This is a genomic window from Paenibacillus terrisolis (genome assembly GCF_056171975.1).
In genome coordinates, this window is record NZ_JBKFGG010000032.1 from 65,243 (window position 1) to 86,734 (window position 21,492).

Annotated in this window: 19 protein-coding genes, 1 pseudogene and 1 riboswitch; of the genes and pseudogenes, 15 read left to right on the forward strand and 5 right to left on the reverse strand. The window is 49.5% G+C overall.

Features of this window, described 5'->3' with window-relative positions; genetic code table 11:
* The first annotated feature begins 137 nt into the window (after positions 1-137).
* The gene (locus ACI48K_RS20935) at positions 138-647 is read left to right on the forward strand and encodes a GNAT family N-acetyltransferase (RefSeq protein WP_475029580.1); all 510 of its coding nucleotides are present in this window, start codon (positions 138-140) and stop codon (positions 645-647) included.
* A 95-nt stretch (positions 648-742) separates the two neighbouring features.
* Here the strand turns inward: ACI48K_RS20935 and ACI48K_RS20940 are convergent, their stop codons facing one another.
* Entirely contained in the window at positions 743-1,513 is a 771-nt protein-coding gene (locus tag ACI48K_RS20940) for an HAD family hydrolase (RefSeq protein ID WP_475029581.1), read from the reverse strand.
* A gap of 96 nt (positions 1,514-1,609) precedes the next feature.
* A complete protein-coding gene (locus tag ACI48K_RS20945; RefSeq protein ID WP_475029582.1) occupies positions 1,610-2,527 on the reverse strand; it encodes an ArsR/SmtB family transcription factor in 918 nt (305 codons plus the stop codon).
* 180 nt (positions 2,528-2,707) lie between these two features.
* Between ACI48K_RS20945 and ACI48K_RS20950 the strand changes: the two are divergent.
* The 6 genes and pseudogenes from ACI48K_RS20950 (at position 2,708) to ACI48K_RS20975 (ending at position 8,688) form a co-directional block, all read left to right on the forward strand.
* Positions 2,708-3,891: pseudogene (locus tag ACI48K_RS20950) on the forward strand (MFS transporter).
* Positions 3,892-3,984: 93 nt separating this feature from the next.
* Entirely contained in the window at positions 3,985-4,719 is a 735-nt protein-coding gene (locus tag ACI48K_RS20955; RefSeq protein ID WP_475029583.1) for a phosphonate ABC transporter ATP-binding protein, read from the forward strand.
* Between the two features lie 5 nt (positions 4,720-4,724).
* The gene (locus ACI48K_RS20960; protein ID WP_475029584.1) at positions 4,725-5,990 is read left to right on the forward strand and encodes a hypothetical protein; all 1,266 of its coding nucleotides are present in this window, start codon (positions 4,725-4,727) and stop codon (positions 5,988-5,990) included.
* Positions 5,991-6,020: 30 nt separating this feature from the next.
* Entirely contained in the window at positions 6,021-6,719 is a 699-nt protein-coding gene (locus ACI48K_RS20965; protein WP_475029585.1) for a response regulator transcription factor, read from the forward strand.
* Entirely contained in the window at positions 6,716-8,149 is a 1,434-nt protein-coding gene (locus ACI48K_RS20970; protein ID WP_475029586.1) for a HAMP domain-containing sensor histidine kinase, read from the forward strand. The genes ACI48K_RS20965 and ACI48K_RS20970 overlap by 4 nt, the downstream gene beginning before the upstream one ends.
* On the forward strand, positions 8,146-8,688 hold the full coding sequence (locus ACI48K_RS20975; RefSeq protein ID WP_475029587.1) for a GNAT family N-acetyltransferase: 543 nt from the start codon (positions 8,146-8,148) through the stop codon (positions 8,686-8,688). Before ACI48K_RS20970 ends, ACI48K_RS20975 begins: the two co-directional genes overlap by 4 nt.
* Positions 8,689-8,787: 99 nt before the next feature.
* On the opposite strand, the gene ACI48K_RS20980 is transcribed toward ACI48K_RS20975, so the two are convergent.
* The gene (locus tag ACI48K_RS20980; RefSeq protein ID WP_475029588.1) at positions 8,788-10,014 is read right to left on the reverse strand and encodes a glucose-1-phosphate adenylyltransferase; all 1,227 of its coding nucleotides are present in this window, start codon (positions 10,012-10,014) and stop codon (positions 8,788-8,790) included.
* 186 nt (positions 10,015-10,200) lie between these two features.
* Between ACI48K_RS20980 and glgB the strand changes: the two genes are divergently transcribed.
* Positions 10,201-12,117: a 1,4-alpha-glucan branching protein GlgB gene (glgB, locus tag ACI48K_RS20985; RefSeq protein WP_475029589.1), complete on the forward strand. Its 1,917-nt coding sequence runs from the start codon at positions 10,201-10,203 to the stop codon at positions 12,115-12,117.
* A gap of 6 nt (positions 12,118-12,123) precedes the next feature.
* Positions 12,124-13,566, forward strand: coding sequence for a glycogen synthase GlgA (gene glgA / locus ACI48K_RS20990; RefSeq protein ID WP_475029590.1), 1,443 nt, complete (start codon positions 12,124-12,126; stop codon positions 13,564-13,566).
* Positions 13,567-13,736: 170 nt separating this feature from the next.
* On the opposite strand, the gene ACI48K_RS20995 is transcribed toward glgA, so the two are convergent.
* Positions 13,737-14,288 (reverse strand): TetR family transcriptional regulator, encoded by a 552-nt coding sequence (locus ACI48K_RS20995; protein ID WP_475029591.1) that lies wholly within the window; start codon positions 14,286-14,288, stop codon positions 13,737-13,739.
* A 153-nt stretch (positions 14,289-14,441) separates the two neighbouring features.
* On the opposite strand from ACI48K_RS20995, the gene ACI48K_RS21000 reads away from it, so the two are divergent.
* Together ACI48K_RS21000 and ACI48K_RS21005 are read left to right on the forward strand one after the other, a co-directional pair.
* Positions 14,442-15,332: a ketopantoate reductase family protein gene (locus ACI48K_RS21000; RefSeq protein WP_475029592.1), complete on the forward strand. Its 891-nt coding sequence runs from the start codon at positions 14,442-14,444 to the stop codon at positions 15,330-15,332.
* Positions 15,333-15,428: 96 nt separating this feature from the next.
* On the forward strand, positions 15,429-15,563 hold the full coding sequence (locus ACI48K_RS21005) for a hypothetical protein (protein ID WP_475029593.1): 135 nt from the start codon (positions 15,429-15,431) through the stop codon (positions 15,561-15,563).
* Positions 15,564-15,765: 202 nt separating this feature from the next.
* On the opposite strand, the gene ACI48K_RS21010 is transcribed toward ACI48K_RS21005, so the two are convergent.
* The gene (locus ACI48K_RS21010) at positions 15,766-17,511 is read right to left on the reverse strand and encodes an alpha-glycosidase (protein WP_475029594.1); all 1,746 of its coding nucleotides are present in this window, start codon (positions 17,509-17,511) and stop codon (positions 15,766-15,768) included.
* A gap of 199 nt (positions 17,512-17,710) precedes the next feature.
* Here ACI48K_RS21010 and ACI48K_RS21015 point away from each other — a divergent pair, with 199 nt between their 5' ends.
* The 4 genes from ACI48K_RS21015 to ACI48K_RS21030 all read left to right on the forward strand — a co-directional run bounded on the left by ACI48K_RS21015 (position 17,711) and on the right by ACI48K_RS21030 (position 21,047).
* Positions 17,711-18,544, forward strand: a complete 834-nt coding sequence (locus ACI48K_RS21015) for a transporter substrate-binding domain-containing protein (protein ID WP_475029595.1) — start codon at positions 17,711-17,713, stop codon at positions 18,542-18,544.
* Positions 18,545-18,642: 98 nt separating this feature from the next.
* Positions 18,643-19,305, forward strand: a complete 663-nt coding sequence (locus tag ACI48K_RS21020; protein WP_475029596.1) for an amino acid ABC transporter permease — start codon at positions 18,643-18,645, stop codon at positions 19,303-19,305.
* Positions 19,292-20,014, forward strand: a complete 723-nt coding sequence (locus ACI48K_RS21025; protein WP_475029597.1) for an amino acid ABC transporter ATP-binding protein — start codon at positions 19,292-19,294, stop codon at positions 20,012-20,014. Before ACI48K_RS21020 ends, ACI48K_RS21025 begins: the two co-directional genes overlap by 14 nt.
* Positions 20,015-20,164: 150 nt before the next feature.
* A riboswitch (cyclic di-AMP (ydaO/yuaA leader) is annotated at positions 20,165-20,349 on the forward strand.
* A gap of 5 nt (positions 20,350-20,354) precedes the next feature.
* Entirely contained in the window at positions 20,355-21,047 is a 693-nt protein-coding gene (locus ACI48K_RS21030) for a 3D domain-containing protein (RefSeq protein WP_475029598.1), read from the forward strand.
* Positions 21,048-21,492: the final 445 nt, after the last annotated feature.

Here is a 21,492-nt window from a genome sequence, read left to right on the forward strand (position 1 = left end):
TTCGAGATCGGGGTTTTTATTCGGCTTGCATAAAACTCTTGTTATGTTATATCGTTAAGTAACAGGAATTGCCGTTCAATGGAGATTTTCAAGCTGGTAGAGTAGATATGAAATCTTTTAATAGCGGGTGGTATGCTTTGAGCCCTATTTTGATATCCGAAATGAACCCGGAGGACAAAGAGCTTTTTATAAACTTGTATAATCTGTACCTCTACGATTTATCTGAATTTACAGGGGAAGATCCTGCGAAAGACGGGAGATTTGATACGGGAAGCGCGTATCTCTATCTGGAGAGAAAGGAGCTTCAACCGTTTTTCATATATCACTCAGGCCAGTTGGCTGGTTTTATTCTGGTTTGTTCTCCACCGTTCGTGCCGGAAGGCATCGATTTTACCATTCAAGAGCTGTTTCTCCTGAAAAAGTTCCGCGGAACCGGCGCGGCGATGGAGGCGGTATCCCAAGTCATGCAGCGGCTCTCCGGACAAATCAGGATCGAACAGCTGCAGAACAATCAGACGGCGGTCCGGTTTTGGCAGAAAGTCTACAGGAACTTGGGGCTCGCTTATACGGAGACGGTAGAGAACGTAGAAATCGAAGGTTTACCGGGACTCCATGGCTTAGTCGCACAAACCATCAGATTAGGATAAAAAGGGAGCCATATCGGTCCTTGGATTTCCATTATAAATAAACAGCCCGCCTCTATTCGGAGAGCGGGCTGTTTGGCGAATCGCCATATCGGTCGTTATAAGGTCCGTTTTTTCTTCGCCTGAATCCGGCTTTCCTGAATGATTCTCGGCACTTCTTCCAAGGAAGAGACGGTATACATGGCGGTGTCGGTTTCATGCTTCAACTCGACGATGTTGTATGACCATTCATTCGGCAGCTTGATATAGATCGTGTTGATGCGGGCGGAAATGGCCGGAACGATGTCGGTTCTGAGGCTGTTGCCGATCATCCAGGTATGTTCGCGCTCGAAGAAACGGGAGGTTAATATTTCCTCCAAAGCTTCAACGTTTTTGTGCTGGCGAATGTAGATCCGGTCCTGAAAATAATCCGCGAGCTTCATCTGCTCGATTTTGCGCTGCTGAATCACGGTTTCGCCGCCGGTGTACAGATACAGCTCATGGCCATGGTTTCTAAGCAGGTTCAACGTTTCGACCATGCCGGGATAAGGCTCGATCGGCTGATCATACACGCTCATGCCAAGTTCCATCAAATCGTCATTTTTAGCAGGCTCCACCTCGCGCTCAAGCGAATGGCAGAAGTATTGATAGGTATCAATAAGGGATTGGGGGAAATGCCGGCTGGCAAAGCCGACTTCATGAACCCCGGCAACGTCGATTTCCGTTTGCTTTGTCCGGATTTCCCGGATCGTGAGCGAATCCGAACCAAACCAGTCGACCAGAACATCGGCAAACCGGTCCAGAATCATTTCAAAGTATTTGTTGCAATGAATCAAAGTATCGTCGAGATCGAAAATAATTTGCTGCCGCGGAAGCAAATGGGTATTCACAGCAGATCACTCCTTATCCAAAGAGAAGCTTGTTTCTGTCTTGTTATATCTTAACATATGCTGTTATGCTTCTCCAAAAACAACTCGCAGGCTTAGCTATAGGCGCAAGTAGGATTCGAGGAAAATTTGCAGCTCCGCCGCTCCGTCCGAACGAATGCTGAATTTCTCGGTACCCGAAACCGTCAGATGAATTCGCAGCAACCCGGCCACTCGAAGCCGCATTAAATCATGCAGCAACTGGTCGCCGGACAGTTTCAAATCGCGGGACATATCTTGAAAAGACTTCGGTTCGTCGGCTACATAACGAAGCATCCGCAGCCGCTGCGGTTCGGCCAGAGCCCGCGTCATGCGCTGAAGCCAGATCGGCGGTTCTTCCTCATCCTGTTCGGGAATATCGATCGGGTACTGAATCATGAGGACATCTTGGTAGAAGCAATACGTATTGATCGGCCGAAAATGGATCGAAGGGACGAGTACGACCTGATGCACAGGCAGTCCCGGCTCCAGCACAAGTCCTTCGGAAGCGTATTCGATCAGCGCGTCCGTCTCCATTTTAGGGAGCAGAGTGCGTTTCTCGGCGGCATCTTCATTTAATAGCGTAAAATAGGAGGGATCGACCTCCGCAAAATAATCGCTGTACCAGATATGCAGCAGCGGAACGTAACAATCGTGAATCCGCTTGATATTGGTACTATCCAAATCGGGAATATAGGATTTTGTCCGATGCAAAAGCGTTTCCGTGTCGGCTTCGGCAAGCTCGCTCAAAAATTCGGAAACGGAATGTTCCGGGTTTCGTTCCATCACCCATGCGAAGAGCGCATCGTAATCGGAAAACGGCATTTTGGCGGCTTCCTTGAAGCCCCGCGCCTTTTCATCCGAAAATCGGCCCTGCACTTCTCTGACCCACTCCGGACCGATATCGAGATTGTTCACCCATTTTTGCGTCGTATATATCATGAAGCTGCTGAGCAGTTCGTAGACCGGAGAAACATCGATTTTGACTTCATAAGCCATGACGTGAAACCTCCCACAGTTCATTGCGTACAATTCATTATGGCTTGTTTGGCGTGGGATTGTCTACTATAATGTTTACAGGATTCATCATATATTCATCATCAGCTGAAAGTCGTCGCCTCGGTTGACGATTTTCTTTGTTTTTACAGGAGGAAAACCGACTTGAACGCAAGTTTATTTATGCCGAACTCTCGTTTTCGGCTATCGCCGTTTGCTATTTTGATCGCGGTTATCGTGATTGCCGGACTCACTCAAGGGCTGCTGCTGCCGGTGTTGTCCATATTCATGGAAGAACGGGGGATTTCCTCCTCCGTCAACGGACTGCATGCCGCCGCGCTGTACGTCGGGTCCTTTGCGATGTCGCTCGTCGCCGAGAAGCTCCTGCGCCGCACCGGCTTTAAAAATTGATGCTGGGCGGGCTGCTGACCGTGCTGATCGTCCTTCCCATATTTCCGCTTGTTTCCGATTTGAAAGTATGGTTTGTGCTGCGGCTGCTGATCGGGATCGGGGACAGCGCGATTCACTTTGCTTCGCAGCTGTGGATCATTTTGTTGTCTCCCCCAGATCAGCGGGGAAGGAATATTTCCTTCTACGGCATGTCGTACGGGCTTGGATTTAGCATCGGGCCGCTGGGAATCCGGCTGCTTCCTTATGGAGATCTGGTGCCGTTTGTGATTTTGACCGCATTCATTTTTACGGTCATCCTGTTCGCCGCCCTTCAGCTTCCCGATATGAAGGCGGAACCGGAGCCAAGTCATCCGCAGAAACCGCCGGGTCGCCGGAGTTGGTTTCATATTTACCGGCTGGCCTGGTTCGCGCTGCTGCCGTCGCTGTTATACGGATATATGGAATCCGCGATGAACAGCAATTTTCCGATTTACGGTCTCCGCAGCGGACTAAGCGCAGGGGAGATTTCCACGCTGCTGCCTTTCTTCGGCATCGGCGGGCTGATTTTGCAGCTTCCGCTCGGGACGCTGAGCGACCGCTTTGGGCGCAAAGCCGTGTTGATGACCGCCGGAGTGGGCGGCGGACTTCTTTTCCTCGCGGTTCCGTTAAGCGGAAACCGCTTCTTATCGATTCTGCTGTTGTTTATGGGAGCGGGCGGGCTAATCGGTTCGTTTTTTTCCCTGGGGCTGGCCTACGCTGCAGATATTTTGCCGCGGGAGCTGCTTCCGGTCGCAAACGTCATCGCTTCTTTTCATTTCAGCCTGGGCAGCATAATCGGTCCGAATCTCGGCGGGGCGGCGATGGAACTTGGCGCTGCGCCGCTCCTGTTCATCATGTTGGGATCGTCATATTTGCTGTTTACGATATCGGGCTTTGCCTTTCGGCCTGCAATTTCCAAAAAAACCTCAAATTATTAAGAGGCTGTGATGGATTTTCGCGTTTATTTCCAATACACTAAAGGGTAAAGGATGGAAAGCCTTCAGGGTGAAGTTCAAAAAGGAGAATCGGATATGAACAGAGTAAGCCACTTGCATAAAACGGTGGACGGGAATAAGAAAACAATCCTCCGCGATTTCAACGCCGTGTTTGAAGCGGGAGAAATGATCGGCGTCGTCGGCGCCAGCGGAAGCGGCAAAAGCACGCTGCTGCAGTGCCTGGCGCTGCGGGAGAAATGGGACGGCGGCGAATATACGTGGGATACCGACAAGGTGATTCAGGGCGGGGGAAAGGGCTCCCAGAAATACCGTTCCAAATGCGCTTACTTGGAACAAAACCCTTCATTATATACGGAAAGAACCGCACTCAAAAATGTGCTGATCGGACAAGCCGGGCAAACCCCGTTATTGCGGCGCCTGACCGGAATGGTACGCTCGGACGACTACATGGGCGCGATGGACGAACTGGAGAAATTCGGCCTGCTGGATAAAGCGCATGTCAAGGCCGGCAAGCTGAGCGGAGGCGAACGCCAACGAGTCGCCATTTGCCGCGCGTTTGTGCACGGCGCCGGGTTCATTGCGGCGGACGAGCCGGTGATCGGGCTTGATCCGCATTCCGCGGAACGCGTTTTGTTGACATTAAAAACGCTGTGCGCCGAGCAGGGCAAAACGGTAATTGCCGCTTTGCCGCTGGAGTTGGCCGAACGATACTGCACCAGAATATGGGGAATTCACGACGGCGAGCTGAAGGTGGACGTTACGGGCAGAAGACTGACGCCAAACGAGAAGCAACTTATCGATTTGGCATGAAAAGAGTGATCGAATTGCTGGGAAAACGGTGGATTTCCGTATGCGCGGGGAGCTTCCTGGTTCTTGTGCTTAGCGGCTGCAGCTTTATTAGCGATCCGAAAGCGCTGATGCAGACGCCGCAGCTGACTTCCGACAAAGAATCGCTGATCAGCGTAATCAATGCCGAGATCAAAGGCGGCGAAATTATTCGTCCCCAGGACAGCGAAAATATCAGCTCGATCCGGACGGTCGATTTAAATAATGACGGGTCCAAGGAAGCCGTGGTTTTCTATGAGACGCCGGATCAGGCGGTTCGCATCCATGGGCTGATCTTCGAGTACCAGGGGGATACCTGGAAACTCAAGGTCCGGTTTGACGGAGAGGGCCAGGTGCTTGAAACGTTTGATTTGGTCGACATGACCGGAGACGGCAAGATCGATATTGTCGCCGGCTTTTCCAGCGGAGATGTGGAACTTCAAAAAGCGCTGACGGTTTATACTTATAGCGGGGATGACGTGGAAAAGGTGTTGTCCAAGCCGTACAATCAGTTTTTGATCGACGATCTCAATCAGGATAAAATCCCGGACATTACGCTAGTTAGCCTGAAAAGGGATCAGTTTACCACGGTGACGACTTATCAATATGACGAGTCTTTCCAAGAGCTCAGCACGCTGCAGCTTGAAGACCCGGTCAGCGATTATTACAACGTCGTCAGCGGCAATATTACGGCTAAGCGGCGCGGCATCATCCTTGACGCTTCGGTCGGCACCCATTCCGCTTTTTCTACGATCATCGCCATGAAGGAAGGCAAGCTGGTTAATTTGCTGCCTTCCCAGGACATGACGCTTAAGGATTATCCGATTTTAAGCGGGGATGTCGACAATGACGGCATATTGGAAATCGGTATGCTGGAAAAGCCGAGAGGATGGGAATACATTTCGTTTGACGACATTCCGTGGTTCTTCTCCTATTATCAGTGGGACGACGAGGGCGGCTTGAAATTCGTGATGCAGCAGTACATGGACATGTCGGGGCGTTTTTATTTCAACCTCCCTAAAGAATGGCACGGGAAGGTTACCTTGGATCCCAAATCGGATAAGAACGAACATCTCTGGTTCGTCAACATCGAAACGAACGAGGTGGTCGCCGAAATTCGCTTCTTCTCGCAGGTCGAATGGGAGCAAAGCAAGGGAGATTGGGAACTGCTCGCCCGGGACAATGACAAGATCATCGGTTTCCTCAGCCATACGGAACTGAAGCTGAACAAGGGAGAAACCGAGATTAAACATTAATATGTTTTGTTAAAAGAGGGGGCCTCGCTAATGAGCAAGGTATTAATTCTGGAAGACGAAGAATCGATTCGAAGTTTTATCGTGATCAATCTGAAGCGAAACGGTTTTGAAGTGCTGGAAGCGGCTGACGGCAACGAAGCGCTGAGTAAGCTCCAATCCATACCCGATATCGATATCGCGCTGCTGGACGTGATGGTGCCGGGCATTGACGGGTTTGAAGTATGCCGCCGGGTTCGCGAGACCAACGAGCGGATCGGGATTATATTTCTGACGGCGAAGGTGCAGGAGCAGGATAAGGTTTACGCACTGTCCGTCGGAGCGGACGATCATGTCAGCAAACCGTTCAGCCCGACGGAATTGATCGCCCGGATCCAATCGCTGCTGCGCCGGGTAAACGTATACCGCGAGAGCAGCGCCAAGGTTTCCTTTTCGTCCGGACCTTTTACACTGGACCTGATCTCCAAGCAATTCAAGAAAAACGGCCAGCTCATCGAACTGACGCCAACCGAATTTTCGCTGATTCAGTACTTTTTGGAGAAGGAAAACACGCCGCTCAGCCGCGATCTGCTGCTGGATCATGTATGGGGCAAGGAATATATGGGCGATCCGAAAATCGTCGATGTGAATATCCGCAGACTTCGCCAGAAGATCGAGAACAATCCGTCCGAACCGGCTTTCCTCCAAACCGTGTGGGGGCACGGTTATAAGTGGAAAGGCGAGGGACAATGATCAAAAAAGGGATCGGCAGACAAATTGTTTTACACTATTTCATCGTGGTTTTCGTGACGTTGTTTATGGTCGAGGTGATTTTTTCCATCGCCATACGTATGTATTACTACGATTCGATTTATAACCTGATGTCCAACCATTCGTTTTGGGCGTCGGATTATTTTCAAAAGTTCGTCCGGTTGAATGCGGAACGCGACCCCGATTATTTCAATGAAATGCTGCGGACGTTTGAACTCGATAACACCGAATTGATGATCCTCAACACAAAGGGAGAAGTTAAGGCAAGCAGCAACGAGTTTCAGGCGGATAAAGCGATTCAGACGAGCGATGTGCCGCAGGCGGACGCTGGCGGCGTCGGTAAGTGGATCGGCAGGCAGCCGGCCACCGGCGAGCTGGTCATGGCCGTATCAAGGCCGCTGGAAGTGCGGGGCGAAATTAAATATATTGTTCGTTACGTGACCTCCCTGGAATCGGTGAATTCGAAGCTCATGAATCTCACGCTGATGTCCGTCGGGGTGTCCGGCGCTGTATTGGCTCTCGTAACATTGTTCAGCATTGGGTTGGCTAATTCGATAGTTAAGCCCATTAATAATATTCGGGATGTATCCGCCCAAATGGCCCGCGGCAAATTCGACGCGCGCATTAAAGGCAATTACAAATACGAGCTGGGTGAACTGGCTTCAACTCTAAACTACATGGCCCAGGAGATCGTTCGCAGCAATCAGATCAAGGACGATTTCATCTCCTCGATTTCCCACGAACTGCGAACTCCGCTCACCGGGATCAAGGGCTGGAGCGAGACGCTCACGATGGGCGGCTTCGATCCGGAAGAGACGAAGCTCGGAATCGGGATCATCGCCAAAGAGACCGAACGGCTGATTGGCCTCGTCGAGGAAATGCTCGATTTCTCCAAGCTGCAGCAAAATGAAATGAAGCTGGTGATCGCCCGCGTCAATTTGAAAGAGCTGCTGCAGGAAACGATGCTGAACATTTGGGCCAAAGCCGAGCAAAAGCATATCCAGCTGAAGCTGGAGGACAAGGCGGAAAAACCGGTGATCGTCATCGGGGACGGCAACAGGCTGAAGCAGGTCTTTTTGAATCTGGTCGATAACGCCATCAAGTTCTCGAACGAGCACAGCTGGATTCATCTCGTCATCAGCTTAAGCGGGACCGATAAAGCGCTGATCGAGGTCGTGGACAGCGGAATCGGCATCAGCGAAGAGGATTTGAACCGGGTTAAGGACCGCTTCTTTCAGGTCAATCATCAAGGCGGAGGAACGGGGCTTGGGTTGGCGATCAGCCAACAGCTCGTTGAGCTGCACCATGGGGAAATGGACATTCATAGCGAGTTCGGCGTCGGAACGACGGTTTCCGTAACGCTGCCGATCTTAGAAAACAGAGACGAGACCGGAGAAGGAGGAACATCATGAATACTGTGATGGATACGCTGGAAACGCCGGAGGGCCGGATCGAAATTCGCCTTGCGGATGACGGGGACCGCGAACTGGTGCACCGTATGCTGGTGGAAGCCGCCACCTGGATGCAGACGAACGGCGTCAAGCAATGGAAACCCGAACAATTTACCTCTGCGGAAATCGATTTGTATTATGAGAACCGGGAAATTTATATCTGGAGCCTTAAGGAGGAAGCCGTTGGCATGTTTACGCTGCAGGATGCCGACCCTCAATATTGGGGAGATTTGAATGTGCCGGGGTATAGCTATTTGCACCGGTTGACGGTTCGGGTTCCTTACCGCGGAAAAGGGCTTAGCGGGGAAATGCTGAACTGGGCGGCCAAACGCTCCAAAGCCTTGCGGCGCAAAGGCCTCAGATTGGATTGCTGGTCCAAAAACCTGAAGCTCAACGCCTTGTATCAAACGCTTGGATTTCAGCATCAAGGCATGGGCTATGTAGGCGACCGGGATTTTAATTTGTATCAGCTTGATTCGCAAAAATACCTAATGAATTAACAAAATGAGTTAACAGCAATTTGTTGCCCAAACCTCCGAATTTCGATGGATGCAACCTGGAAATTCGGAGGGAGGCAGCATTTTTTTTGAGTTTTCCCGTTATGAAGACAATCCTTCCGCACGAAGCCGAGCGGTCGTATTATCGTAAACCTCCTGCAGCAGCCGAGAAGGCTGGGGCCGCAGCACCGGTTTGGACAAGACGGTTTCAAACGGCCCGATGACCACGATTTTTCCGCTCGTTCCCTTGATAATCGCCCCTTCTTTAATGATTGCTCCTTCTCCGATGATCGCCCGCTCAATCTGCACGTTTCGGCCAATGGTTACATTCGGCATAATAACGCTGTCCTTGATCTTGGCGCCGCGCCCGACTTCCGTTCCGCCGAAAACAACCGACCTTTCAACGTATCCCTCAAGCTTGCAGCAATCATGAATCAGCGAGCTATGCGTCTGCATGGTGCGATGCAGCCCGGAATCTTCCGCTTGCGTAGGCCAATTTTTTGTGTACATGGGCCACTCTTTTTTCAGCATATGCCAGTCGGATCGTTCCTCCAGCAAATCCATATGCGCTTCCCACAAGCTGTGCACGGTTCCCACATCGCGCCAATACCCCTTGAATTCATAAGCATGGAGCGGATTTTGCCCCGTCAGCATTTTAGGTATAAGATCCTTGCCGAAATCATGGCTGGAGCTCGAATCCTGTGCGTCGGCAATCAGCTGTTGTTTAAGATAATCCCATTTAAACAAATAAATGCCCATGGAAGCGAGATTGCTCTTTGGGTGTTCCGGCTTTTCGGCGAATTCCGTAATCCGATGGCGACGATCCGTCGACATGACCCCAAAGCGATGCGCTTCATCCCAAGAGACCGGCATGACGGAAATGGTCGCATTGGCCTGATGATTCAGATGGAACGCCAGCATTTCCCGATAATCCATGTGGTAAATATGGTCTCCGGACAAAATCAGTACATTTTCGGGAGCATGACCGTCGATATAATCCATGTTTTTAAAGATGGCATCCGCGGTTCCGGCATATTCGTCCACACCCGCGTCATAGGAAGGAAGGAGGGATATTCCGCCCTGGTCCGTACGGGGCAGTCTCCAAGCTTCGCCTTCTCCGATGTGTTCATGCAGGGACGCTGCCTCGTATTGAGTGAGCACGCCAATCGTATCAATTCCCGAATTCACGCAGTTGCTCAGAGGAAAATCGATAATTCGGTAATGCCCGCCAAACGGCACTGCCGGTTTAGCAAGCTTTGACGTGAGGGGAGACAACCTTTTCCCTTCGCCACCCGCCAAAAGCATAGCAATGCAGTCCTTTTTCCTCATTTTTGGTTCCCTCCCGTGTGGTATTGTCCGTGGATACATCCTTAACGAGAATTAGTGTAGTTGAACTAAAATTATGGAAATCGTAAAAATTTATTACATCTTTTTTTCATGGCAACGTTTTCTTTTCAAAATCGGGAGTTCTGGATTCATGTGGAATAGGCATAATACACATTAGGTGGTGATAAAATGTCAGACCTGTCTCGCCCTGAAGCCGTGTCGGATACCGACATCTACTTATTCCACGAGGGGACGCTGTACCGAAGCTACCGTACGTTTGGGGCGCAGCTTACGGAGGAAGATGGCCATTCCGGCGTCCGATTTACCGTTTGGGCCCCACATGCATGCCAAGTCGCCATCGTAGCGGATTGGAACGAATGGACCGAGGGAAACGATGTACTATATAAGATACCCGAATCGGGGATTTGGACTCGTTTTTTTCCAAACGTTGGGGTTGGAAGTTTTTACAAGTATGCCGTCACATCTTCGGCTGGAAATACGCTTTTTAAAGCCGATCCATACGCTTTTCAGGCTGAGGTAAGACCGGCAACCGCTTCCGTCGTGACATCTCTCCAGGGGTTCGCTTGGAACGATGCCGCCTGGCAGCGGAAACCCAAATCGCATTTTCACGGTCCGCTGAACATTTACGAGTTGCATTTTGGAACGTGGAGACAGCAAAAAGACGGCCGATATTATACATACCGGGAAATGGCCGACCACTTGATCCCTTATATTCTTGAAATGGGATACACGCATATAGAAATCATGCCGCTGGCCGAACATCCCTACGACTTATCCTGGGGATATCAGGTGACGGGGTATTTCGCCCCGACCAGCCGTTACGGGTCGCCGCACGATCTGATGTATTTTATCGACCGCTGCCACCTTGCGGGAATCGGCGTGCTGCTTGACTGGGTGCCCGGCCATTTTACAAAAGACGATCACGGGCTCAGGTTGTTCGACGGCACGCCTTTATATGAGTACAAGGATCCGCTTTTAGCCGAAAAACCAGGGTGGGGGACACTGAGCTTCGATTTCGGCAAGCCCGAGATTCGCTCGTTTCTGATCTCGAACGCATTGTTCTGGCTGGACGTGTATCATTTTGACGGTCTTCGGGTGGATGCGGTCACCAGCATGCTGCGGCTGGATTTTGAGAAAAAAGAGGGGCAATACCGCTTGAACCGGCAAGGAGGTACTCAGAACCTTGAGGCGGTTTCTTTTTTGAGGCAGTTGAATTCGGCGGTGTTCCGCTATTATCCCGATGCTTTGATGATTGCCGAGGAGTCGAGCGCTTGGCCCCTGGTCACGGCCAAGGCCGGAGCGGGAGGACTTGGCTTCAATTATAAATGGAACATGGGGTGGATGAACGACACGCTAAAATATATGGAATCCTCGTTTGCGGAGCGACCGGGGCAACATCGTCTTTTGACCTTTCCGATCTGGTACGCGTTTTCGGAAACCTTTCTGCTGCCTTTATCCCATGACGAAGTCGTTCACGGCAAAAAATCGCTGCTGGACAAAATGCCAGGGGATTATGGACAAAAGTTTGCCGGACTGCGCCTGCTGCTCGGGTATCAGTTGACCTCTCCCGGGAAAAAACTGTTATTTATGGGCGGTGAGTTTGGCCAGTTCATCGAATGGCGGGATCAGGCGGAGCTGGACTGGTTTTTGCTCGAATACGAATCCCATCGCAAAATGCAAAAATACACGGCGGCCATCAACCATTTTTACCTGAAAGAAAGGGCGCTTTGGGAGCTGGACCATTCCTCGGACGGGTATCAGTGGATCAATCCGCATGATGCAAGGCAAAGCGTAATCTGTTACTTGAGGAAAGGGAAAAAGCCATGCGACACCTTGCTGGTGGTGATTAATTTCAGTTCGTTGGCTTATTCGAATTATCGGGTTGGCGTGCCGCGGCCGGGAATATACGCAGAGGTGTTCAGCAGCGATGATTTGGCGTACGGCGGTTCGGGAAACCGGGCGTTCGCCGGAGCGGCGAGTGAAAAAACGCAGTGGCATGATCATCCCCAAAGCGTGGTTCTGTCCATTCCCGCGCTGAGTATTACGATCTGGAAACGGGCATCCATGTATACCACAAGGAGGTAGAGGCCATTGAAAATATGGTTTGCGGCCGCCGAGGCTGCTCCTTTTATCAAAACCGGAGGGCTGGCCGATGTTATTGGGGCGCTGCCACGGGCGCTTGCCGAAGCGGGACATGATGTCAGAGTCGTGCTGCCCAAGTACAGGGATATTCCGCAGTCTTTTAAAGAGAGGTTCGAGCATCTCGGCCACATTTTCGTGCCTGTTGGATGGCGCTGGCAATATGCCGGCATTGAACATTTGAATTGGGATGGCATCCCCGTCTATTTTATCGATAACGAAACCTATTTCGGACGGGAAGGGGTATACGGGTACCCGGATGACGGCGAGCGATTCGCTTATCTGAACCGGGCGGCGCTGGATATATTACCGTTCATCGGATTTTCGCCGGATATCGTCCATTGTCATGATTGGCATACCGCGATGATTCCACTGCTGCTTCGGGAGCATTACCGCGAGAACCCGTTCTACAGCGGGATTCACACCGTGTATACGATTCACAACCTGCTGTATCAGGGCATTTTCCCGTATGAAGCGCTGGGGGATTTGCTCGGGCTCCCAGGGGATTACTTCAAAACCGAAGGCGGCGTCGAGTATTACGGCAATGTCAGCTTCATGAAAGCGGGTCTGGTGTTTGCGGACCAAGTAACGACAGTTAGTCCTACTTACGCGGAAGAAATCAAAACCGCGCACTACGGCTATGGCATGGAAGGTCTTTTACGCAGTCTCGGCAGCCGGTTGACCGGGATTTTGAACGGAATCGATACCCGGCTTTATGACCCGGCGACGGACGAAAGCCTACATACCCGCTACCGGACAAGTCTGGCCGAGAAGCGGGCCAATAAAGCCGAGCTGCAAAAAGAGCTTGGCCTGCCGCAAAAAAGCGAAACGCCGCTGATATCCATGGTTACCCGGCTCGCCGAGCCCAAGGGTCTCGATCTCGTTATGCGCGTATTGGATGAGCTGCTGCATTTTGACGATGTCCAGTTCGTGATATTAGGCACCGGAGAAAAAATATACGAGGACTGGTTCCGCGAAGCCGCGCAACGTCATCCGGATAAAATATCGGCTCAGATCAGGTTCAGCGACGCCTTGTCACGGCGAATTTACGCCGGCAGCGATTTGTTCCTCATGCCGTCCAAGTTCGAGCCGTGTGGCATCAGCCAGCTTCTGGCTTTGCGCTACGGCACGATTCCCGTGGTTCGGGAAACCGGCGGATTAAATGACACAGTGCGCTCCTATAACGAGTTTTCCGGCGAAGGCAATGGCTTTACGTTTGATAACTATAATGCTCACGACCTGCTGTTTACGCTGCGAAGAGCCGTAGATTTCTACCGGAATCCCGAACACTGGGAGAAAATCGTGAACCGAGCGTTTGCCGGAGATTACAGCTGGGACGCTTCCGCGCGGCGTTATATCGAGATTTACGAACGGTTATCAAGACCTGAATCATAAAAAGGAATAACGATTTAGTGGGGAATATGTAAAGATCCAATAAGAAAAAAGAAGCACAGCATCAGCAGCTGTGCTTCTTTTTTGCGCGCGGCGGAAGGGTTAACCTGCAATCGAACGGCGAGTTTTTTTATATATTCATCAATTGCGATATAAATCCAGACCTTTCATCACTAGGGACGAACAATGTCTACGAGTAAATCATTTCGATCATTTTCCTTATCCCTAAACCAACAATATGCAGCCCCATAAATCGCTGATCCTGTCATGGCCGACAAGATCTTTGTGTGATGGTGGACTACCTTTTTGTGGTTATCTTCTTTCATAAATAGGCTCTCTATTGTTTGCTCCAACTTTTTCTTTATTTTTTCATCTACCATCTTAGCAAAATCTTTGGAATCCATTCTGCATTTTTGGTAGAAATCTACAATATAGCGGTGTGTCAGCAAGATCAACTGATCGCATATTTCACTTGTAAACTCTCTCGCATACATTACTTCTTCAGGAATCATATCGTAAAAAGCCTGTTCGATGGTCTCGTCAAGCAAAGCATATTTATCTTCATAATGGGCATAAAAGGTTGCGCGGTTAATAGTAGCTTTCTGTGCGATGTCTTTAATGGTTATTGCATCAAATCCTTTACTCCGTAACAATTCATTGAATGCTTCCCTTATTAACTGTCGAGTACGCAAAACCCTTGGATCTTGCAGATTCACTTTATCCATTCCCTTCTTAGACATCAAATATTACAAGGTGTTGTCTATGCAACTTCCCACTGCATCTGCTGGTTGAAGTAATAAGAACACTGTTTTATATTATATACGACACGTGTCGTGTAAGCAATTGTGATTGGTTAGTGAAAGGAGTAAACGATTATAATGAACACTAAACAACATAGAATCTTGATATTTGGTGCTGGGGTTATTGGCAGTGTCTATGCCCTCCGATTTGCCCAGTACGGACTGGACGTAACAGTGCTGGCACGCGGAAATAGGCTGAATGAACTGAGAAGGAACGGACTGTTATACAACGATAAGGGAACGATAAAGCAAATATCGATTAAGACGATAGAAAAGCTTGAAGACGATGACATTTATGATTACATTTTTGTTCCCGTACGGTATGATCAGATCGATTCTGCCCTGACTGTGATCAAGTATAATCAGAGCAAAACCATTGTAACTTTGACCAACACCATTAGGTACGATGGCTGGCTTGAAATCGTGGGCGGCCGGTTGCTTCCAGGATTCCCGGGTGCCGGTGGAGACATCAAAGAGGATGTTCTATATGCCCAATTCGGATCCGAAAAACATCAGGGTACCATTTTTGGTGAAATAAATGGACTGATAACCGAAAGAGTAAAAGAACTTGCCCAATTATTTGAAACGGTAGACTTGCATTATGAAATCCAAAAAGATATTTTGGCTTTCCATGTTTCTCATACTGCGTTAGCTGTCGTTAACAAGCACTTCTATACAAATGACGGAATGGTGGATGTAGAGACAGCAAAAAGTGAACATATTCTACGTAAGATCGCATCTGATATTAAACAAAACATACATTTGGTAGAACAAGCGGGAATTTCCGTGATCCCACCTGAAACAAAGGCAATGGGAGAATTGCCGGACAGCGATATTATTTCTCATTACCGTCAGATATTGAGCAATGACTTTATCATTGATGTGAAGCTTGGAAACCATGCCGTAAGTCAAAAAGCAGAAATTATGTTATTGGATGAGGCGTTTCACAAAGAGTTGTCACAGCAATGACCAACATTTTTTTATTTTTAAGAGGAGGCACAATCATGAAAGCAATTGCTTTGAAAAGCTTTGGAATCCCCGAAGTGTTAATTCATTGCCCGCCATATGAAAGAGAATAAATTGAGGATCCATATCGACGGGATCTTTCCCTTTACTGCTCAAGGCCTGCTTCAGGCGTATCGCAAATGCGAAGAGTCCCCGAAACGGGGAAAAATCGTGCTATCGAAAAACATGGGATAAATCTCTTTCGCCTTGCAACGCTTATGACGATAGAAGAAATGAAACGTTATCGGGAACTTTCAAGTCTTGGTAACGATACGGTACTGAATATAAAATTGATAAACTATCGTGCGATAACCCAAAATCCAGATCTTAGCGATAATACCCTTGGAAAATTTATAGAAAGAGGGTTGATTTGTTGAGGATCGCATTAGTTTTTTATCTAATTTAACGACCGGTAAAGAATCCGAAAGCCGTAAGCGTCAAGACCGATATTCATGGTATTGCCCACAGGCCGGACGCTTTCGCCGGTCAAAGCGTCCCGCCAATCGCTCGTCTGTATCGGATGCGACAAGGTCGCCGGCTTGTCCGTGTTGTTCATCCAAACGATATAATGCATTTGATCGTCCAGCCGCTCGTATACGATGCAGGGATCCTTTATTTCGGCGTGAAGGAACCGGAAACGTCCCTGCCTTAGCGCGGCATGTTCTTTTCTGAGCCGGATCATCAATTTGTAGAAATCGTACAGCTCCCGGTCCTGCTTGCTTTTGTCCCATTCCATACACTTCCGGCAATCCGGATCGCCGTCCCCCGTAATACCGACTTCATCTCCGTAAAAGATGCAGGGCGTCCCGATATAGGTGAACAGAAACACGACGCAAAGCTTCAGCTTGCGTTTATCGCCGCCCACCCGGGTTAGAAGGCGAGGGGTATCGTGACTGCACAGCATATTAAAGACGACTTCATTGGTCTGCTGCGGATAACGCATGATCAGCGATCCCATTTCATTGGAAAACTCGTAGCCGTCCATGCCGCCGCTGAAAAACTCCAGAACTTTGTCAGCAAAAGGATAATTCATCACCGAATCGAATTGATCGCCCAGCAGCCAATTCAGCGAATCGCTCCATACTTCTCCGATAATATAAGCCTCCGGATTCGCTTTTTTGACGACCTGGCGAAAATCCCTCCAGAAATGGTGGTCGACCTCGTTCGCCACGTCCAGCCTCCAGCCGTCCAGATTGATTTCCTTGATCCAATACTCGGCAACGCCAAGCAAATAACTCCGGGCCTCGGGATTGGCTGTGTTGAATTTGGGCATATGGGCAAAAAAACCAAAAGTGTCGTAGGAGGGAATTCCATTTTGAACATTTGGCGGAAATTGATTGATATGGAACCAGTCCGCGTATCGGGATGAAGCCCCGTTTTTCAGCACATCCTGAAACGGAGGGAAATGCTCTCCGCAATGATTGAATACCGCGTCCAGGACAACGCGGATGCCATGCTCATGGCATCGGTCGACGACCTGTTTCAGAAGTTTGTTGTCGCCGAAATGAGGGTCGACGCGTCTATAGTCCAGCGTATCGTATTTGTGATTGGAAGGGGAAATGAACAGCGGCGTAAAATAGATGGCGTTAATCCCAAGGTCGGAGAGATCCTCCAAGTGATCCAGAATCCCCTGCAGATCGCCGCCGAAGAAATTTTCCCGAGAAGGCTTGCCGCCCCAAGATTCGACGGGGGTTGGATCGTTGGAGGGATCTCCATTGGCGAAACGCTCCGGTATGATCTGATAAAAAACGGCCTGCTTTGCCCATTCGGGTACCTTGAAGACGTCAATGTCATGGATGTATGGATATTCATACATTTCTCCGGGAGGCGTCGGCGCTTCATTTTGGATCCCCGTATCCAGCATGTATGCCGTTTCGGTGCCCGAAGTCAGTTTAAAAGCGTATGACAAACGCTTGAAACGGGGGCGGACGGCGATTTCCCAATAATCGAACATCCGGTCGTGGGCGGCCAGCTCCATCGGCAGCTCCTGATAAGTTCCTTTCCAGTCGTATTTGTCGCCGGTCATCGCAAATACGTTTTGAACATCGTCCCGTTTGGTGCGCACGCGCAGGTGAATCGTGGCAGAGTCATAGGCGTAAGCCCATTTGTCCCGGGGGACATGATACATGGCTTCAAGAAGCATAGCTGAAAAGCCTCCTTAAGGCAGGGTTTTGTTATAATGAGCATTATTCCCACCGAAGACCAAATGTAAATATTTAATTTATTGACCAAAGTATGATAAATCGTGAAAAACCTTTGCATATATATACAATCTGATTTATAATTAGCCCAGTAATGATGGGATTTATCGAAAAGTTCATAATTTGATAGGAGAGAGATATATGAAAAAATGGGGCACATTATTGATATCGCTGGTTTTAGTGGCTGGGGTACTGGCAGCCTGCGGGCAAAATAAAAACGATGCAGGAACAAACGGAAATGCGACGAGCGCAGCCGGTGGCAACAGCACGAACACGGAAGCGTCCAAGACGCTGACCATCGGCCTAAGCGCCGACTTCCCGCCATACGAATTTCATATTAAAGATGCCGACGGCAAAGACCAAATCGTAGGTTTTGACGTGGAGATTGCGAAAGAAATCGCCAAAGACATGGGCGCAGAACTCCAAATCAAGGATATGCAGTTCGACTCCTTGCTGAACGAGCTTTCGAGCGACCGGGTAGATCTTGTCATTTCCGGACTTAGCCCAACTCCGGAACGGGCGAAGCAAATCGATATGTCCAAGATTTACTACAAGGCTGAGCAGGCCATCGTGACTCGCGAAGAAGACAAAGACAAATACGCAACGATGGAATCTTTGGTAGGTGCGAAGATCGGCGTGCAAAAGAGCTCCATTCAGGAAGACATGGCCAAGGAAATCAAAGACGCGAAGCTGACTTCGCTTGCAAAGATTAACGACATTATTATGCAGTTAACCTCCAATCGCGTGGATGCCGCGATTATTGAAGGACCCGTTGCCGAATCATTCGTCAAGAAGGTCAAAGGCATCGCCATTACGGACGCCAAACCGGTAACGGAAGACGAAGGATACGTCATCGGTATCAAGAAGGGCAACAAAGAGCTGCTTGATCAAGTAAACACAACCCTCGACCGCTTGATCGGAGACGGCAGCATCGATAAATTCGTGGCCGACGCCAGCGAGCTTGCCGAACAATAATCCGTCAAACAACCTTTCGGAAAATAGCGGAGTCTCTTCGCTATTTTCTCTTTTTTTTGTATAATGTTTTGAGGTAAACTAGGAGGAATGAACGGGGTATGAATCTATTCAGCGTGTTTATGGATTACAAAAGCTATTTTCTGACCGGCGTGCAATATACGCTGCTGTTGGCAGCCATCGGCGTATTATGCGGCTTCATTTTAGGGCTGCTTGTGGCCTTGGTGCGGATGTCCCCATTTGCAATCGTGCGTTTTATAGGCAACGCCTGGGTCGAGTTCTTGCGGGGCACGCCGATGCTCGTGCAGCTCTTTATCATCCATTACGGCTTCGCGACGGCGTTTAATATCAGTTTTACGCCGATCGAATCCGGGGCCATTACCCTGTCGATCAACAGCTCGGCTTATTTGGCGGAAATCTTTCGCGCCGGGATTCAGGGCGTTGACCGCGGGCAGGGAGAAGCGGCTCGCTCATTAGGTATGACGCAGGGGATGGCGCTGCGCTTCATCATCATTCCGCAGGCGATCAAATCCGTGCTGCCCGCCATCGGCAACGAGTTCGTTACGATCATTAAGGAATCATCGATCGTATCGATCATCGGCATCACCGAGCTGATGTTCCAGTCCGGCGCCGTCGTGGGCATTACGTATGACGGAATGGCGCCTTATCTGATCGTGGCAATTATGTATTTTATTTTGACATTCACTTTGTCCCGGATTCTGGGCGTGTTCGAAAGGAAGTTGAAGGCCAGTGATCACCGTTAAGGATTTGCATAAAAAGTTTGGACAGCTCCATATCTTGAAAGGCATCGACCTGGAAATTGCCAAGGGCGAGGTTGTGGTTGTCATTGGCCCGAGCGGATCGGGCAAAAGCACATTTTTGCGCTGTTTGAATCTGCTGGAGGAACCGACGCAGGGCGAGATTAAGTTCGAAGGCGAGTCCATCACCGGCAAGAATTATAACATCAATAAAGCCCGCGAAAAGATGGGCATGGTATTTCAGCAGTTCAACTTGTTTCCTCATAAAACCGTGCTGGACAATATTACGCTTGCTCCGATCCGTGTCAAAAAGATGGAGAAAAGCAAAGCGGAAGCGATCGCCATGGATTTGCTTCACACAGTTGGACTGGAAGAAAAGCGCGACGCTTATCCTTCCCAGCTGTCGGGCGGCCAGAAGCAGCGGATTGCCATTGCAAGGGCGCTTGCGATGGAACCGCATGTCATGCTGTTTGACGAGCCTACGTCCGCGCTGGACCCGGAGATGGTCGGCGAAGTGCTCGATGTCATGAAGAAACTAGCGGAACGCGGCATGACGATGGTCATCGTAACTCACGAAATGGGCTTTGCCCGCGAAGTCGGCGACCGGATCCTGTTCATGGACGAAGGGGTTATTCTTGAGCAAGGAACACCGGAGGGTGTGTTCGGCGCTCCCAAGCATCAGCGTACTCAGGATTTCCTAAGCAAAGTGCTTTGATTTTCCACTTTAACAGATAACCGCCCGAGAGATTCGGGCGGTTATTTACTAGTTTGTCATCATTTCAAAGAACAGATTTCCTTTGTAAAATCAACGTTTTCACGCGATTGGTAAAACTTTCATCTCCTATAGGTTACAAAATTGTGATATATTCTAGGAAGGCCAAAACCTGTTCGTTAAACAGGTGCGGGGGACGATTTACGAAAAGCCGCCAATCGAAGTACGATTAGTGATTGCGACTTTTCTTGGGGTGAAGCGCTTGTTGAACCTAGCGCCGGGAACGATCCTTTTTCCGAATCCGACAACTAACTCCGCCGGCAATCCAAGGAGGTCATTTTTTATGTTGAAACATCGTATTTGGTCGAGATTTGCAAAATCGGCGGTTGTCGCCGCAAGTTTGGCACTGGTGTTGCAGGCCGTTCCGGCACATGCGGACGCAGTACATACGGCGAAGGAAGGAGATACGTTTTACCTTCTGGCCAAGGAGTACGGAGTGAATATGAACAAGCTCATCACCGCCAATCCGAACATCAAATCGACGAATATTTACGCCGGTCTGAAAATTACGATTCCGGGCCAAACCGCGGCGACGTTCACGACCATGGCTGCGGCGAAGGCAAAAACTATAACGGCAGCCGATTCGAAAGCGCTGCCAACGCTGAAGGTGGCTTCGGATAGCAACGTCGTTGAGGCTTGGGGCAAGACCTTTAATTACTCTCGGACAATTGATGTGAAAGCCACCGCTTATTCCTCCGCGGCGAGCGAGAACGGAGGTTGGGGAGCCGTTGATTATTTCGGAAACCCGCTGCAAATCGGCACAATTGCGGTTGATCCGAATGTGATTCCGATGGGTACGAAAGTACTCGTGACCGGACACAGTCATCCCGGATTGCCGAAGCAGGCTTTTGTCGCCACGGCAAGCGACCAGGGCAGCGCGATCAAAGGCAACCGGATCGATATCTTCATTCCGGGCAGCCCCGACGCCGTTAATACCTTCGGATTTCAGAACGTTAAGCTGTATGTGTTGAAGTAGGTGAAGCTGTAAAATGAGAGGTTGCAAAAGTTGATTGGCTCATTTACGAACCGCTCACTTAGCTGAAAAAGGAATAAAAAGTGAAAAAAAAGATGATGCGGGGGGCTATCCCTGCATCATCTTTTTTTCTATTGGGTCTATTACCGGCTTTTTTAAGCAAATCATCGGAAGTGCCGGGCAAGTGTCTCGAATAGCGGTATAAAATGGCCTAATTTCACTCTGAAGCCGCATTTTCCTGAAAATTGCGGTACAAAATGGTCTTATTTTCGGCAAAACGTCCAAATTCGAGGGAAAAAGCGACTCTCCTGAAGAAATAGAGCCATAAAACGGCGCTATTCATTCAGAATGAGGCCACTTCAGTGGAAATAAGGCCATAAAACCAGCTAATACTTGTCAAGCTACCCGTTGTTGGAATGCGACAGGTTAATTGATATACTATTTTATA